Raw genomic sequence first — 14872 nt, 5'->3', positions numbered from 1 at the left:
AGACCATGGACTCATTCACGAGCCTCCATATGACGAATGTATAAAGGAGAGGTACCTTGACACAGTGTAACAATTGTGGAGAGAACTGGAATTTTAAACATGTCATGACACAATATCTGGCATTCAATCCATCAATGGACTGTCCGTCATGCGGTGAAAGGCAGTACTTGTCCAGCAAGTATGCCAAAAGATGTGTGGCCGCCACGTTGATGCTGCCCATCCTCATGCTGCTGCCCGCTTTTTTTGATATATCCGTCGTGGCGATGGCAATCATGTTTACGATTGCCCTGGTCGCCATAGTTTCCGTCCATCTGTTCACGATTGAATTGATGTGCGAAGATGAAAGATGGCCAGATCGTCTATACGACCGCATGGCAGACAGATGAAATAAATGAAGACAAGGAAGGCCCCCTTCCTTGTTTTTTTATTCATAAAAATACCGTCTTCGATTTGTTCCGGCTCATTATAGGGCTGATATGATCGGGACAGAAGAAGGTTACTCTCCTGAAATCAAATAACGCGTATATATATTAGGAGAAAATGAAGCTTCATCTATCGTTATTCATTCTGATATAATTAATCATGAATATGAAGAAGATTGGAATGACAAAGATGGAACGGGACACCTTGTACGAATCGGCTAGAGAAAGGCTCAATACTAAAAGGACCACCCGCAACGGTAAACTAGGCCATGTCGCGTGTGCCATTTTAACCCGCACGGGCAATATCTATACGGGAGTGGCCATGGATCTGCCTTCATCAATCGGCTTCTGTGCAGAACATGCTGCAGTGTCTGCCATGGTGACGGCTGGGGAGTATGATATCGCAAGCATCATCGCCGTCTACGAGAATGGTGATGTCATGCCCCCTTGCGGTAGGTGCCGTGAATTGATCAACCAGGTAGGGGAAGATAATTATGACTGCACAATCCATCTTCCTGACGGGCGCAGTGCATCCCTCCGGCAGTTATTGCCGGAACGCTGGGATGCGCGATACCTGAATTGAAGGGTGGACTATGCTAAAATTTGAGGGGAATTGAGCGAAAGGGGGAGAATGATGGCCAATTTCAATGACATAAATACAACGGCGCAAGGGAACACCAAACGTCTGGTGAAGAGCGTGCCGGAGGTGATGAAAAGCTTCAAAGATCTGCAGGAGGCAGCCTACAAGGACGCAGCACTTGATACGAAGACTAAAGAGTTCGCTGCTTTATCCTATGCCATAGCAGACAAATGCGAAGGCTGCATCGGTGCCCACGTCAACAAATTGATCAAACTTGGCGCGACCCGCGATGAAATTGCTGAGATTGCAGGTGTCGCCATTGTCATGGGCGGCGGCCCGGGCAGTGTATATGGTGGTAAAGCGTTACAGGCCTATGATGACTCCATGGAAAATCAAGAGTAATGAAACAAAACAGACCAGGGTATATACCTTGGTCTGTGTTTATTTTTTCGGCGCATGATGACGATCCTGATCGCGATATCAATTACCCATATATTTGCAACATAGGGATTGATCAGTGTATTTTAAGCGAATTTGTATGCTTGTGAATCAATTGCAGTCAAGGGGACTTAGTGGTAAATTAAATGGGAGAAACTTTCACAAAAAGGGGTTTATGAATGTCTAACACCATAAATATAGACAGCCTTGAAGAGGCGCAGGCACTGTTAGGTGCAAATGATCAGCACATCTCATTCCTGGAAGAGGAGTTCGGCGTCACCATCCATACACTGGGCAATGAAATCACTGTCGAAGGCAGCTCAGAAAACAATGTTGGAATGGCTGAAGATGTGCTGAGCAATCTATTGAAAATCATCCAGCGGGGTATGGCGGTTAATCTCCGGGATGTCCAGTCGGCCGCTCTTATGGCCCAAAAAGGGACAATCGAATACCTTGCTGATCTTTATAATGAAGAAATTGCACGCGATCAAAAAGGCAAGAGCATCCGTGCCAAAACAACGGGGCAACGACTCTATGTTGAAAATATCAAACGACATGACCTTACATTGGGTATCGGCCCAGCGGGTACAGGCAAAACGTTCCTTGCCGTTGTGCTTGCTTGCCAAATGCTCCGTGACAACAATGTAAAGCGCATAGTGCTCACAAGGCCGGCGGTTGAGGCTGGAGAGAACCTCGGCTTCCTGCCGGGGGACCTCAAAGAGAAGGTGGATCCATATTTGCGTCCGCTCTACGATGGTCTACATGCCGTACTTGGAGTGGAACAGACGGACCGTCTAATAGACCGTGGGGTTATAGAAGTAGCGCCGCTTGCATACATGCGCGGCAGAACGCTCAACGAGGCATTCGTCATCCTTGATGAAGCGCAGAATACGACTCAAATGCAGATGAAGATGTTTTTAACCCGTCTTGGCTTTGGTTCCAAAATGATTGTCACAGGTGATGAAACGCAGATTGACCTCCCTGGATCCACTAAAAGTGGATTGGTTGAAGCCGTCAGAATTTTAGGCGACGTCAAAGGGGTTGCGGTCAATAGAATGGACGAAACGGACGTCGTCAGACACCCACTCGTTTCCAAAATCATCAAAGCATATGAGAAGGAGTGAACGGAATGGTCAATATAGATTTTCTCGATGAACAGAATTTCACGGACGACACAGAAAAGAAAGAAATAGATTCACTTCTTAACTTTGCATACGAACATCTCGATGAAACCGATTCAGCTGAGATCAGCATATCGTTTGTCGACCAGGAGGAAATCAGGGCGCTCAATAATGAATACCGCGGCAAGGACAGGGTCACGGATGTCATCAGTTTTGCGATGGAGGATGAGGATGACAGCCTCATCCATGAAGATGCGCCAAGAATGCTTGGCGACATCATCATCTGTACTGACCGTGCAAAGGAGCAAGCGGAAGATTACGGCCACAGCTACAAACGCGAGTTGATGTTCCTGAGCCTCCACGGCTTTCTGCATCTGCTGAAATATGATCATATGGAAGCGGAAGAAGAAAAAGAGATGAACGAGACCCAAGATAGGATATTGGATGCTTTCGGCATCCCCCGTGAAAGCTGATATGAAATGGTTGGACCGCTTCAAGTATGCTGTAAGCGGCATACGGCAGCTACTTGAGAAGGATAGCCATTTCGCACTGCATACAGGCTTCGGCTTGATTGCCATTGCGGCCGGGGCAATCATTGGTATAGACAGGGTGGAATGGCTGTTCATACTCAGTGCGGTGTTTTTTGTATTGGTGGCTGAAGCCTTTAATACTGCGCTTGAGACCGCAGTGGATCTTGCTGAACCGGCCCATCATCCTCTGGCGGGTGCCGCCAAGGATATGGCAGCAGGCGGTGTGTTGCTCTCAAGCATATACGCTGCAAGCGTCGGATTGATTGTCTTCATACCTTATTTGATCTAAACAGGGAGAGATTGCGATGAATGATGGAATTTATAGAGAAGAGTGGCTGGAAGAGGTCAAAGTGGCGCAAAGTCGTGCCTATACGCCGTATTCAAAATTTAATGTAGGTGCATTGCTGGTTACACAAGATGATGAATATATTTATGGTGCCAATATCGAAAATGCCGCGTATCCCGCGACGATATGCGCCGAACGCAGTGCCTTAGTCAGTGCGTATTCCAACAACATCAAAAAATTCAAGGCGATCGTCATCATTACAGATGCAGATGAGCCAGCAAGCCCTTGCGGGACATGCCGCCAGGTGATGAAGGAACTGTGTGATGATGACATGCCAGTCTATATGACGAATAAGGCAGGGGAAGTGATCAAGCGTACGGTCGATGAACTGCTGCCGCTTGGTTTCTCAGGAAAGGATATGGATCTATGAGTGAAAAAGGGTTTAAATCAGGTTTTATAAGCATCATCGGACGGCCGAATGTCGGTAAATCGACTTTCATGAACAAAGTACTGGGGCAAAAAGTCGCCATCATGTCGGATAAGCCGCAGACAACGCGCAACAAAATCCAAGGGGTCCACACGACCGAAGACAGCCAGATGATCTTCATCGATACCCCAGGGATCCATAAACCAAAGCACCAGCTCGGTGAACACATGATGAAAGTTGCCCGTAATACATTAAGGGAGACGGAAGTCATCCTCTTCATCATCAACGCAGCCGAAGAAATCGGTCGGGGGGATGAGTACATCATCGACATGCTGAAAAACAATGACACCCCAATCATCCTCGTCCTCAATAAAATCGACCTGGTCCACCCTGATAAATTAATGGAACAGATTACAGTCTATAAGGATAAATTGAACTTCAGCGAAGTCGTGCCGATTTCCGCCTTACAGGGCAACAATGTCGACCATTTGTTGTCGGTCATCGAAAGTTATCTTCCTGAAGGCCCGATGTACTATCCTGAAGACCGGATAACAGACCACCCCGAACACTTCATCGTCAGCGAACTTATACGTGAAAAGGTTCTGCACTTGACCAGCCAGGAAATTCCGCATGCAATCGGCGTTGAAGTCGATAAGATGAAAGCAGATGACAATGGCACCGTCCATGTGACTGCGACAATCTATGTCGAACGCGACTCGCAAAAGGGCATGGTAATCGGCAAGGGCGGTAAGATGTTGAAAGAAGTCGGACAGCTTGCCCGCTATGATATCGAGAATCTGCTCGGCAGCAAAGTCTTCCTTGAGTTGTGGGTTAAAGTCCAAAAGGACTGGCGCAACAAAAGCCAGTTCATCCGTTCGCTCGGATACCGCGATGAGGAGTATTAGAAAGAAATGATTTTTCAGCAAAAAGGCATCATGATCCGGCAGACGAACTATAGTGAGTCCAGCCGGATCATTACTGTATTGACCGAAGACGGGACCCAAGTGCCGATGATGGCAAGGGGGTTCAATAAGCCAAAAAGCCCCTTTATAGTACTCAGGCAGGGGCTCAAGGAAGTCCTATTCACATACAACCGATTCAAAGGCATCGGCACGCTGAACGAAACCGATGTCGTCCAGCCCTTCAAGTACATCAACAATACATTTTCAGTCTATACCTATGCCTCCTATATCGTTGAGCTGATCATCCGTGCCCTTGAAGAAGATCAGCAACAGGAAAGTTTCTACCGGCTGCTCATCAAAAGCGCCTCCCTTCTGGAAGATAAAAGTACACCAGCTGCAGTAACGGCTTTTGCAGCAATTAAAATGCTGCCGTACTACGGGGGGCAGATGAATGTGGATGAATGTGCCATCTGCGGCAGTCGTGACCGCTCACGCTTCTCGCATTACTCATTCAGCTATCATGGCGTGATATGTGCGGGTTGCTTCAACGAAGACACGGGTGTGCGTTCGGTCCCAGTCAAAAGCCAGGTCTTGTATCTTGCAGGCTATATGAAGCATGTCGCCCTCCACAATGTTGAGTCCATCAATATTACTGATGAGAACGGCAAGGCGCTGCTGAAATTCGTGGAAATGATTTACGATGAATATACTGGGGTATTCTTCAAATCACGAAAACTCATTGAGACATTATAGAAAAAAATCCTACAGTAGCAGCCTGAATGGGGGAGATTAACAGACCTTCTGCCATTCAGGCTTTTTATCTACAATCAGTTCATGGCTGTGGCCGCACATTATGGATGACAGTACATGTTGGCGATATGAATTTCATGCATGAAGACCGCTTGGCAGGGTAGAGGTAAGGAAGAGAATAAAGGAGGGTTATAATGGATATTGGAATCATTGGCGCTGGCGCAATCGCAAACGTAATGCTCAAGCGAATCAATGGCGACCAGCATGAAAACCTCAAGATCAAAAGTGTATTTGTCAGGAATGAAGAGAAGTACAACCATCTGGAAGATGAATTTAGTGTGCAGCTGTACACCGATTTTGAAGCGTTTCTGGCATCGGACATCGATATTGTAGTCGAGGCGGCCGATGTGGCGGCTGTCAAGGCACGCCTGCCGGAAGTGCTCAAGCACAAAGACGCCATGCTGGTCAGCGTCGGTGCATTGGCTGATGGTGGGCTTGTAGCTGACCTCATGCAGACCGCGAAAAAATATGACCACACCCTACATCTGCCGTCCGGCGCCATCGGTGGCCTGGATTTATTGCAGAATGTCCAGTCACATGGCGAACTCGAACGTGTGCGGTTGACCACACGCAAACCAGCCGCTTCACTCAGCTATGAAGTTGTCGAGTCGGAGAAGGTGGTGTTCGAGGGCAAGGCGGCAGATGCCATCACCCACTTTCCGAAGAATATGAACGTCTCCGTCATCCTCGGGATGGCCGGCATGGGTATTGAAGAGACGGAAGTGACATTAATCGCAGATCCGGACGTCGACCGGAACATTCACCAGATTGAAATCGAGGGGACATTCGGCAGAGCGGAATTCAAAATAGAAAATCTTGCCCTGCCCGAAAATCCGAAAACGAGCCACCTTGCAGCCATCAGTATACTTGGTACCCTAGAACGCCTAAACAGACATTTCAGGATTGGATGATCATCCTAGGATATAAAGAAATCGCACTTGATTCCCCTGGAGGAATCAAGTGCGATTTCTTTATATGCTGGCGCGGCTTGCCATTTTGGCCGTTGGTTATTCTAATATTTCATTTTGTCTGCAAGGAAAGCGTTCAGATCGTCTATGCTGACCCGCTGCTGTTCCATAGTGTCACGGTCCCTTACCGTCACTTTCTGGTCTTCCAGTGAATCGAAATCAAAAGTGATGCAGTAAGGTGTACCGATTTCATCTTGGCGTCTATATCTTTTGCCGATTGACTGGGACTCATCGAATTCTATGTTGAAGTCGCCTGCGAGCTTCTCATAGACTTTGATTGCCTCGCCACTCAACTTCTTGGATAGCGGCAACACTGCTGCTTTATAAGGCGCAAGCTGGTGGTGGAATTTGAGCACCGTGCGTTTCTCGCCATTATCCAATTCCTCTTCATTGTACGCATCACACAGGAACGCAAGCGTGACGCGGTCGAGTCCAAGGGAAGGCTCGATGCAATAAGGGATATATTTCTCATTCGTCTCCTGGTCATGATAGGTCAAGTCTTCGTTCGAATGCTCCATGTGCTGACGCAGGTCAAAGTCCGTACGGCTTGCAATGCCCCAAAGCTCTCCCCAGCCGAACGGAAATTTGTATTCGATGTCGGTGGTGGCGTTGGAGTAGTGACTGAGTTCATCCTCATCGTGATCGCGGAGTCTTGTATTCTCTTCCTTCAAAGAAAGGTTTTTCAACCAGTCTGTTGCGAAATTTTTCCAGTAATCCTGCCACTCCATTTCAGTGCCCGGCTTACAGAAGAATTCGAGTTCCATCTGATCGAATTCACGTGTCCTGAATGTAAAGTTACCTGGCGTAATCTCGTTACGGAATGATTTACCGATCTGTCCGATGCCAAACGGCAATTTCTTGCGCATCGAGCGCTGGACATTTTTGTAGTTGACGAATATACCTTGTGCCGTTTCAGGTCTCAGGAAGATCTCGTTGGTCGAAGACTCCGTCACACCCTGGAACGTCTTGAACATCAAGCTGAATTGTCTGATATCGGTATAATTGTGCGCGCCACAGTTCGGGCATCTGATATCGCGGTCGTCGATGATTTTCTTCATTTCATCAAAGCTTAGGCCATCTGCAACGAATGAATCGTCTTCCTCTTGGAGTACGTCTTCAATGAGCTTATCTGCGCGGTGGCGAGTATTGCATTCCTTACAGTCGATCATCGGATCGTTGAAGTTGTTGAGGTGCCCTGAAGCTTCCCAAGTTTTCGGGTTCATCAGGATTGCAGCATCAAGCCCGACGTTGTACGGGGATTCCTGAATGAATTTCTTCCACCAAGCCTGCTTTACGTTGTTCTTCAGTTCGATGCCAAGCGGTCCATAGTCCCAAGTGTTGGCCAGACCGCCATAAATCTCACTGCCTGGGAACACAAATCCTCTGGACTTCGCCAAATTTACGATTGTTTCCATTTCCATTTGATTCGACTCCTTACTTTATCTTTTGTCATAGCGAAAGATGGTGAAAAATATAAACGTCCCCGGATAACAGTATTGTTATCCGGGGACGAGCCAAGCCCGCGGTTCCACCCCAATTAGTGTAAACACTCCGCTTTTATATATTTTCTGATCATCATATGCCAATTTCGGGTGTTAAGCTCGCACCATCCTTAACTCGCTTCACTATCATTATAGCCAGTCATCCACTTTTGTGCAACGATTTGCCTGTATTTCTTTATTTGCCCGAATGTATTATAATTATCCTGTTGGGAGTGAGCGCATGGAACTTAATGAGAGACAGGAAAAGATACTTAAAATCGTAAAGCAGCATGGGCCCATAACCGGCAGTAAAATTGCCGAACAGCTGTCCTTGACTAGGGCGACTTTGAGGCCCGACCTGGCGATACTGACCATGAGCGGCTATTTAGATGCCAGGCCGCGTGTCGGCTATTTCTATACCGGTAAAGAATCCGAGGAAGTAATGACTTCGAAAGTGCGCAACATCCTTGTCAGCGAGGTGCAGAGCGTACCGATCCTGATCAAACAGGATACTTCCATCTATGAAGCGATCGTCAAGATGTTCCTTGAAGATGTCGGTACATTATATGCAATCGATGAAGAGCAGTCGTTGGTCGGCGTAATTTCGAGAAAAGATCTTCTGCGTGGGACGATGGGGTCGAACGATATCGAAAAGGTACCCGTCAGCGTCATCATGACACGCAAGCCGAATATCACAATCTGTTATCCGAATGATCTGTTGATCTACGCAGCCAATCAACTGATCGAAAAACAGATTGATTCACTGCCCGTAGTCGAAGAACATGATGGTGTCGATAAAGTCATCGGCCGCGTCACAAAGACCACCATAACACGGGCATTCGTCAATCTAATGGAATAAGGAAGTGTTTCAATGAATAAAATCAAAGTGATCATCGCATCCGATTCGGTGGGGGAGACGGCCGAACTTGTCGCCAAAGCCTGTCTGTCCCAATTTGAAGTCGATGAATCAGAAGAGGTACTGATCAGGTACCCTTATATAGAGTCAGAAGAAAATGTGGATGAAGTGATAGACCTGGCCAAGAGTAAAGAGGCCATCGTAGTCTTTACGATCATCACACCGGAGATACGGGCATACTTGAAGAAGGAGCTTGAGGCTGAAAACATCTCCAATGTCGATGTCATGGGACCGCTTATGAATATCCTTAAAGAAGAGACTGAGGATAAGCCATATTACGAACCGGGAAGGGTGCACCGCCTCGATGAAGATTACTTCAAGAAGATAGAAGCCATCGAGTTTGCAGTCAAATACGATGATGGGAAGGATGCCCGTGGCCTTGACAAGGCTGATATCGTATTGATAGGCGTATCACGCACCTCAAAGACGCCACTTTCTCAATACTTGGCTCATAAAAAATATAAAGTGATGAATGTGCCACTCGTCCCTGAGGTGACACCTCCCCGTGAAATCTACAATATCGACCCTGGCAAATGTGTCGGCCTTAAAATAAATGCGCCCGCACTCAATAAAATCCGAAAAGAACGGCTTACCCAGCTCGGCCTGAAGGATACGGCCAATTATGCAGATGACCAGCGCATCCAGGAAGAACTCGATTACTTCAATGAAGTGATCGGCAAAATAGGATGTCCCGTAATAGATGTCTCGGACAAGGCGATTGAGGAAACGGCGAATGAAATTTTGGATTACGTCGAAAAAAGACTTGAATATAAGGATTGATGCAAGTGAGGATACCTGAAGAGACAGTGGAAGCAGTAAAGCAGGGGACCGACATCACCGATCTCGTCTCCAGTTACATCAAACTGGAGAAGCGGGGGCGGAACTATGTCGGTCTCTGTCCGTTCCATAATGAGAACACCCCATCCTTTACAGTAAGTCCGGATAAGCAGATATGTCACTGCTTCGGCTGTAAGAAGGGCGGTAATGTATTCCAATTCTTTATGGAAGCCGAAAATGTCGCTTTTTCTGAAGCAGTCCGCCGTCTTGGGAAACCGCTCGGCATCGAAATAGAGAAGCAGGAAAGCAATGTCGACGATAATGAAATGCAGTTCATCAAAATGCATGAATATCTGACTGACTTGTATCATCATGTCCTGATGCACACAAAAGAGGGCGAGACCGCACTCGAATACCTGGAGGACCGGGGCTTTACGCCGGAAATCATCCGCAGGGAAAAAATCGGCATCGCGCCAAGCATGAAGGATTTCACTAAAAACGCATTGACTGAAAAGGGCTTCAGCCTCGAAATGGCTTATCAGGCAGGCCTCATTTCAAGGAATGAGGAAGCATTCACCTACTACGACCGCTTCAGCAGCAGGATAATGATTCCCATCCTGAATCATCAGGGCTATAATGTCGGCTATACCGCACGGAGCCTCGATGGACGCGAACCGAAATACCTCAACACCCCAGAAACAGCAATCTTCCAAAAAAGAAGGTTGCTATACAACCTGAATGATGCGCGCAAGGCGATCAGAAGTCATGATGAAGTCATTTTGATGGAGGGACACCTGGACATCGTCAAAGTCAAGATGACGGCTGTGCAGAATGTAGTCGGGCTGATGGGTACTGCGCTCAGCGATGAGCATATCCGGATGCTGCATCGGCTCGCCTCGAACGTGACGCTTATGTTCGATGGGGATGGGGCTGGGCAAAATGCCCAGTTGAGTTTGGGTGAAACGTTGTTGGAAGCAGGTCTCGATGTATTCATCATTTCGCTGCCAAAAGGTATGGACCCTGATGAATATATTGAACAGAAAGGTTGCGAGGCCTTCGAAGATCTGGTGCGCAGTGAAAAGCGCCACTATATCCATTTCAAAGCGGAGCATCTGTTGGAAGAGAGCATGAATAATGACATGGCATTTTCAACCAACTTGAAGACACTCACTGGCCATATGAAATTCGTCAAAGATGAAGTCATCCGTGAAAGGCTCATCCAGCACATAAGTCAACTCTATAAAATAGATGCCAAATCACTTGGACAGAACATTCCCGCACCGGCGAAAAAAAGCAATGGTCCAGCCCGCATCCAAAGTAGGCAGATTCCATTGCGCGAGCGTAAAGAGCGATATCTTCTCAGAGCATTGATGCAGGACGTCGGCTTGTTTAAACGTTTTCAGGAATCAATTGATGCGGAAGTGTTAACCAGTCCTTCTTATTATGGTATATTTAAAGGGTTGTGCACTTACTTTGACAAACATGAGGCCTTTGATATATCATCATTCAGCCAGTATATTGATGGCGATTATTTCAGTGATGCCCTCGAAATTGATGGCCTGCTGATCCATGACGATATCACGGGTGATGAAATCAATGATTACATTGAAGATCTAAGTGGTATTAGAAATAGTGAGAAAGAGAAGCGCTCTCTCTATCTGCAGCTCCAGGAAGCAGAAAACAGCAATGATATAGAGCTTCAGGTAAAACTAGTGCAGCAATTGAATGAATTGAACAGTCGCTATAAAAGATGATTGTGAAGTCTGAATAGGAGGGCTTTAAATGGCAGATAAAAATGTACAAACGACCGATACAAAAGAAGTTGAACTGCTCACGACCGTAGAGCAGGTCAAGAATCATCTTGTTGAAAAAGGGAAGACCCAGGGCCATCTGTCGCATGAGGAGATCGCTGACAAACTGTCCAGTTTCGAGTTGGATGCGGATGCGATGGATGAGTTCTTTGACGAGATAAACGAAAATGATATCCAGCTCATCAATGAGAAGGATTCAACGGATTCCGACGAGAAACTCAACCTCCATGATATGAGTGCGCCGCCAGGCGTCAAAATAAATGACCCGGTCCGGATGTACCTCAAAGAAATCGGACGTGTGGATCTTCTCAGTGCGCAGGAGGAAATTGAACTGGCCAAACGCATCGAAACGGGTGATGAAGTTGCGAAAAGCCGTCTGGCAGAAGCCAACCTGCGTCTTGTGGTCAGTATAGCGAAGCGTTATGTCGGCCGTGGCATGCTCTTCCTCGACCTCATCCAGGAAGGTAATATGGGGCTCATCAAAGCAGTGGAAAAATTCGACTTCTCCAAAGGATTCAAATTCTCCACTTATGCGACTTGGTGGATCCGCCAGGCAATTACGCGCGCCATCGCCGACCAGGCGAGGACGATACGTATCCCAGTCCATATGGTCGAAACGATCAACAAGCTGATCCGTGTACAACGTCAGCTGCTCCAGGACTTGGGTCGCGAACCGCTGCCTGAGGAAATTGGTGAAGAAATGGATCTTCCAGCAGAAAAAGTCAGGGAAATCCTGAAGATTTCACAAGAGCCCGTTTCCCTTGAAACGCCGATTGGGGAAGAGGACGACAGCCATCTTGGAGACTTCATCGAAGACCAGGAGGCCCAGAGCCCTTCAGACCACGCGGCATATGAACTGTTGAAGGAACAGTTGGAAGATGTACTGGATACACTTACCGACCGTGAAGAAAATGTGTTGCGTTTGAGGTTCGGCCTAGATGACGGTAGGACACGTACACTGGAAGAAGTCGGGAAGGTGTTTGGCGTGACCCGCGAGCGGATCAGACAGATTGAGGCGAAAGCGTTGAGGAAATTAAGGCATCCAAGCAGAAGCAAGCGCCTGAAAGATTTCATGGACTAGGAAAACTGTCAAGAGTGTAATATTTTAGAAAAAAGCTTTTGACTTTACGCATATTTAATATACAATTATATATGTGAATATGTATATGGAATGACATTAGGGAGGTTGTTTTATGAATCGTAATCCGATCGTGCCTTTTATACTTATCATTTTCCTCGGCATCGGCTTGATTTTCCTGCTTTCTTCCCAGGGCGCCAACAGCGATGGTGGCGAAGGTGAAGGCGAAGAGACGGCCAGTGAAGAAAATGGAAGTAGTGAAGGCGGCGAAGAAGGTGGCGAAGCATCTTCTGGAGACTTTGACGCTGAAGGTTTTGCAAAGGATAACTGTGCTTCTTGTCACGGCCAGGACTTCTCAGGTGGCATGGGCCCTGCACTAGCAGGTACAAGCCTTTCTGAAGAGGAATTTTCTGGTACAGTAAGGGAAGGGCCAGGATCCATGCCAGCATTCAGCGAAGACCAGATTGGTGATGAAGACCTGTCTTCTCTCCACAAGTTCTTCTCAGAGCAATAATTAAACGGAACTTCCACACAGAGTGTGGAAGTTTTTATTTTGAATGGAGGAATTTTGATGCTTGATGCACGTCTTGGTGCAGTACTCGGGTATGTCGAGGGAGAGGTTTTGCTTGATGTCGGTTCGGACCATGCACACCTTCCGATAGAAGCAGTCCGTCAAGGGAAAGTTTCATCAGCAATATGTGGCGAAGTGGTCGAAGGGCCGTTCAAATCCACAACGAGGAATATCGCCGCTGAAGGCATGACAGGACAGATTGAAGCGAGATTCGGGTCTGGTCTTCAAGTTGTTTCAGAAGGGGAGATAGTGGATACGGTATCTATCTGCGGCATGGGTGGCCCCCTGATTGCAGAGATATTAAAAGAGGGACTTCACCGCTTGGCTAATAAACCGCGCCTGGTCCTTCAGGCAAACATCCATACTTATCCGATCAGAAAGGTGCTCGCTGGATCAGGCTACAGAATCATAGATGAAACCGTAATCCAGGATGGCCATCATTTTTATGAGATCATAGTCGCCGAAGCGGGTGAAGTCGAATATGATGAGCAGTCACTTACATTTGGTCCTGTCCTTCTAGAAAAACGTGAAGCTGCGTTTATAGAAAAATTACAACGGGAATTAAGTCATCAAGAGAAGATATTAAAAAACCTTCTTGAAAATTCCAATGATGCCAAGAAGATAAAGGAAGTCTCACTTAAAGTGGAACAGCTGAAAGAGGTGCTTATAAAATGAAAGTTAAAGAACTCATGGAAGAACTCGATCAGATAGCGCCATTTGCCGAAAGTGAATCATGGGATAATACAGGATTGCTTGTCGGGGACATGCAGGATGAGGTGACAGGTATCCTGACGACACTAGATTGTGCCAAGGAGACGGTCGATGAGGCGATTTCAAAGGGTGCGAATGTCATCATCGCCCACCATCCCCTGATTTTTGCCAAAATGGGCGCGGTTGTCGAATCGGGCATAGGTCGTATCGTACGTCAGTTGATCAGAAATGACATCAATCTGATTGCCATGCACACCAACCTGGATCATCAGCCTGATGGTGTCAGTCATATGATTGCAGAAAAATTGGGGTACACGGACACAGAAGTCCTGATCAGTAATGAGCGGGACTATAAGAAACTGCGTGTGACCGTACCGAAATCGTCTGCCGAACAGCTGAAGAAAGATCTTGCCGCTGCCGGAGCAGGCAACCAGGGAGAGTACTCCGAATGCTTCTTCGAGCATCCTATAACAGGTCAATTCAGACCAAGCGAAGGGGCAGATCCACACATTGGTGCATCAGGTCGGCTTGAGCATGTCGAAGAATACATGATTGAGGCCATATTCGAAGTGCAGGATGAGAATAAGGTGATCCAGGCCCTGCTTCAGTCACACCCTTATGAAGAACCTGCCTATGATGTGCTGTCGTTGAAGCTTCCGAGTGACAAAGGCCTTGGCGTTTCATTCGATTTCAACGGTTCGCTTATGCAACTGGCGTCGCTGATAGAGGAGAAGACCGGCACTCCAATCATAAACATGGTGGCTGCCGACCAAAATCAAATAAGCAAAGTCGGGATCATCGGCGGGTCAGGCATGTCGTATGTAGAAGAAGCTTTTGGACAGGGGATAGATGTTCTTGTGACTGGAGATGTCAAATATCACGAAGCCTATGATGCAAAGCTTGCCGGCCGCAACATAATAGATGGCGGCCACTATATGGAAAGCGTTATGGCCGAAGGGCTAAAGGCACTGATAGAAGACCGCATGACAGTTGAAGTGCAAGCCACTGAAGTATCCACCAATCCTTTTGCAGACTAAAAAACG

General features: G+C 47.2%; 18 protein-coding genes. 17 read left to right on the top strand and 1 reads right to left on the bottom strand.

Translation table 11 applies throughout. The features are described from left to right. Positions 1-56 precede the first annotated feature (56 nt). From ACFFLE_RS02580 to nadX, 10 genes are all read left to right on the top strand, one after another. A complete protein-coding gene (locus ACFFLE_RS02580) occupies positions 57-386 on the top strand; it encodes a TIGR04104 family putative zinc finger protein (protein WP_380569598.1) in 330 nt (109 codons plus the stop codon). Positions 387-603: 217 nt separating this feature from the next. Then, a complete protein-coding gene (locus tag ACFFLE_RS02575; protein WP_380569597.1) occupies positions 604-1005 on the top strand; it encodes a cytidine deaminase family protein in 402 nt (133 codons plus the stop codon). 51 nt (positions 1006-1056) lie between these two features. Beyond that, on the top strand, positions 1057-1404 hold the full coding sequence (locus ACFFLE_RS02570) for a carboxymuconolactone decarboxylase family protein (protein ID WP_380569596.1): 348 nt from the start codon (positions 1057-1059) through the stop codon (positions 1402-1404). A gap of 215 nt (positions 1405-1619) precedes the next feature. Next, positions 1620-2564, top strand: a complete 945-nt coding sequence (locus ACFFLE_RS02565) for a PhoH family protein (protein ID WP_380569595.1) — start codon at positions 1620-1622, stop codon at positions 2562-2564. 5 nt (positions 2565-2569) lie between these two features. Next, positions 2570-3034, top strand: coding sequence for an rRNA maturation RNase YbeY (ybeY, locus tag ACFFLE_RS02560; protein ID WP_380569594.1), 465 nt, complete (start codon positions 2570-2572; stop codon positions 3032-3034). 1 nt (position 3035) lies between these two features. Further along, positions 3036-3380 (top strand): diacylglycerol kinase family protein, encoded by a 345-nt coding sequence (locus tag ACFFLE_RS02555; RefSeq protein ID WP_380569593.1) that lies wholly within the window; start codon positions 3036-3038, stop codon positions 3378-3380. A gap of 16 nt (positions 3381-3396) precedes the next feature. Continuing rightward, positions 3397-3807 (top strand): cytidine deaminase, encoded by a 411-nt coding sequence (gene cdd, locus ACFFLE_RS02550; RefSeq protein WP_380569592.1) that lies wholly within the window; start codon positions 3397-3399, stop codon positions 3805-3807. Then, positions 3804-4709, top strand: coding sequence for a GTPase Era (gene era, locus ACFFLE_RS02545; RefSeq protein ID WP_344702118.1), 906 nt, complete (start codon positions 3804-3806; stop codon positions 4707-4709). The genes cdd and era overlap by 4 nt, the downstream gene beginning before the upstream one ends. 6 nt (positions 4710-4715) lie before the next feature. Then, positions 4716-5459, top strand: coding sequence for a DNA repair protein RecO (gene recO, locus ACFFLE_RS02540; RefSeq protein WP_380569591.1), 744 nt, complete (start codon positions 4716-4718; stop codon positions 5457-5459). Positions 5460-5650: 191 nt separating this feature from the next. Beyond that, positions 5651-6427: an aspartate dehydrogenase gene (nadX, locus tag ACFFLE_RS02535; RefSeq protein ID WP_380569590.1), complete on the top strand. Its 777-nt coding sequence runs from the start codon at positions 5651-5653 to the stop codon at positions 6425-6427. Positions 6428-6528: 101 nt separating this feature from the next. Here nadX and ACFFLE_RS02530 read toward each other — a convergent pair whose 3' ends face one another. Continuing rightward, the gene (locus tag ACFFLE_RS02530; protein WP_344702124.1) at positions 6529-7905 is read right to left on the bottom strand and encodes a glycine--tRNA ligase; all 1377 of its coding nucleotides are present in this window, start codon (positions 7903-7905) and stop codon (positions 6529-6531) included. Between the two features lie 301 nt (positions 7906-8206). Between ACFFLE_RS02530 and ccpN the strand changes: the two genes are divergently transcribed. The 7 genes from ccpN (at position 8207) to ACFFLE_RS02495 (ending at position 14866) form a co-directional block, all read left to right on the top strand. Further along, the gene (gene ccpN, locus ACFFLE_RS02525) at positions 8207-8824 is read left to right on the top strand and encodes a transcriptional regulator CcpN (protein WP_380569589.1); all 618 of its coding nucleotides are present in this window, start codon (positions 8207-8209) and stop codon (positions 8822-8824) included. A 12-nt stretch (positions 8825-8836) separates the two neighbouring features. Continuing rightward, positions 8837-9661, top strand: coding sequence for a pyruvate, water dikinase regulatory protein (locus tag ACFFLE_RS02520; protein ID WP_380569588.1), 825 nt, complete (start codon positions 8837-8839; stop codon positions 9659-9661). A gap of 5 nt (positions 9662-9666) precedes the next feature. Further along, on the top strand, positions 9667-11412 hold the full coding sequence (gene dnaG / locus ACFFLE_RS02515; RefSeq protein ID WP_380569587.1) for a DNA primase: 1746 nt from the start codon (positions 9667-9669) through the stop codon (positions 11410-11412). Positions 11413-11440: 28 nt separating this feature from the next. Then, positions 11441-12550 carry an RNA polymerase sigma factor RpoD gene (gene rpoD / locus ACFFLE_RS02510; protein ID WP_344702133.1) on the top strand — a complete coding sequence of 370 codons (1110 nt, stop codon included), beginning with the start codon at positions 11441-11443 and terminating at the stop codon, positions 12548-12550. Between the two features lie 112 nt (positions 12551-12662). Then, positions 12663-13061 carry a c-type cytochrome gene (locus tag ACFFLE_RS02505; RefSeq protein WP_380569586.1) on the top strand — a complete coding sequence of 133 codons (399 nt, stop codon included), beginning with the start codon at positions 12663-12665 and terminating at the stop codon, positions 13059-13061. Positions 13062-13118: 57 nt separating this feature from the next. Beyond that, positions 13119-13793: a tRNA (adenine(22)-N(1))-methyltransferase gene (locus tag ACFFLE_RS02500; RefSeq protein ID WP_380569585.1), complete on the top strand. Its 675-nt coding sequence runs from the start codon at positions 13119-13121 to the stop codon at positions 13791-13793. Then, positions 13790-14866, top strand: a complete 1077-nt coding sequence (locus ACFFLE_RS02495) for a Nif3-like dinuclear metal center hexameric protein (RefSeq protein WP_380569584.1) — start codon at positions 13790-13792, stop codon at positions 14864-14866. The genes ACFFLE_RS02500 and ACFFLE_RS02495 overlap by 4 nt, the downstream gene beginning before the upstream one ends. The last annotated feature ends 6 nt before the right edge of the window (positions 14867-14872 follow it).

The sequence above is a fragment of the Salinicoccus siamensis genome, from assembly GCF_042429615.1.
Lineage (GTDB): Bacteria > Bacillota > Bacilli > Staphylococcales > Salinicoccaceae > Salinicoccus > Salinicoccus siamensis.
This window is presented reverse-complemented; position numbering and strand designations above follow the sequence as displayed.

Coding starts and splice junctions, on each gene's coding strand:
- ACFFLE_RS02500 (WP_380569585.1), top strand. CDS start 13,119: ATGCTTGATGCACGTCTTGGTGCAGTACTCGGGTATGTCGAGGGAGAG.
- cdd (WP_380569592.1), top strand. CDS start 3,397: ATGAATGATGGAATTTATAGAGAAGAGTGGCTGGAAGAGGTCAAAGTG.
- rpoD (WP_344702133.1), top strand. CDS start 11,441: ATGGCAGATAAAAATGTACAAACGACCGATACAAAAGAAGTTGAACTG.
- ybeY (WP_380569594.1), top strand. CDS start 2,570: ATGGTCAATATAGATTTTCTCGATGAACAGAATTTCACGGACGACACA.
- recO (WP_380569591.1), top strand. CDS start 4,716: ATGATTTTTCAGCAAAAAGGCATCATGATCCGGCAGACGAACTATAGT.
- ACFFLE_RS02565 (WP_380569595.1), top strand. CDS start 1,620: ATGTCTAACACCATAAATATAGACAGCCTTGAAGAGGCGCAGGCACTG.
- ACFFLE_RS02530 (WP_344702124.1), bottom strand. CDS start 7,905: ATGGAAATGGAAACAATCGTAAATTTGGCGAAGTCCAGAGGATTTGTG.
- ACFFLE_RS02570 (WP_380569596.1), top strand. CDS start 1,057: ATGGCCAATTTCAATGACATAAATACAACGGCGCAAGGGAACACCAAA.
- ACFFLE_RS02495 (WP_380569584.1), top strand. CDS start 13,790: ATGAAAGTTAAAGAACTCATGGAAGAACTCGATCAGATAGCGCCATTT.
- ACFFLE_RS02575 (WP_380569597.1), top strand. CDS start 604: ATGACAAAGATGGAACGGGACACCTTGTACGAATCGGCTAGAGAAAGG.
- ccpN (WP_380569589.1), top strand. CDS start 8,207: ATGGAACTTAATGAGAGACAGGAAAAGATACTTAAAATCGTAAAGCAG.
- ACFFLE_RS02520 (WP_380569588.1), top strand. CDS start 8,837: ATGAATAAAATCAAAGTGATCATCGCATCCGATTCGGTGGGGGAGACG.
- ACFFLE_RS02505 (WP_380569586.1), top strand. CDS start 12,663: ATGAATCGTAATCCGATCGTGCCTTTTATACTTATCATTTTCCTCGGC.
- ACFFLE_RS02555 (WP_380569593.1), top strand. CDS start 3,036: ATGAAATGGTTGGACCGCTTCAAGTATGCTGTAAGCGGCATACGGCAG.
- era (WP_344702118.1), top strand. CDS start 3,804: ATGAGTGAAAAAGGGTTTAAATCAGGTTTTATAAGCATCATCGGACGG.
- nadX (WP_380569590.1), top strand. CDS start 5,651: ATGGATATTGGAATCATTGGCGCTGGCGCAATCGCAAACGTAATGCTC.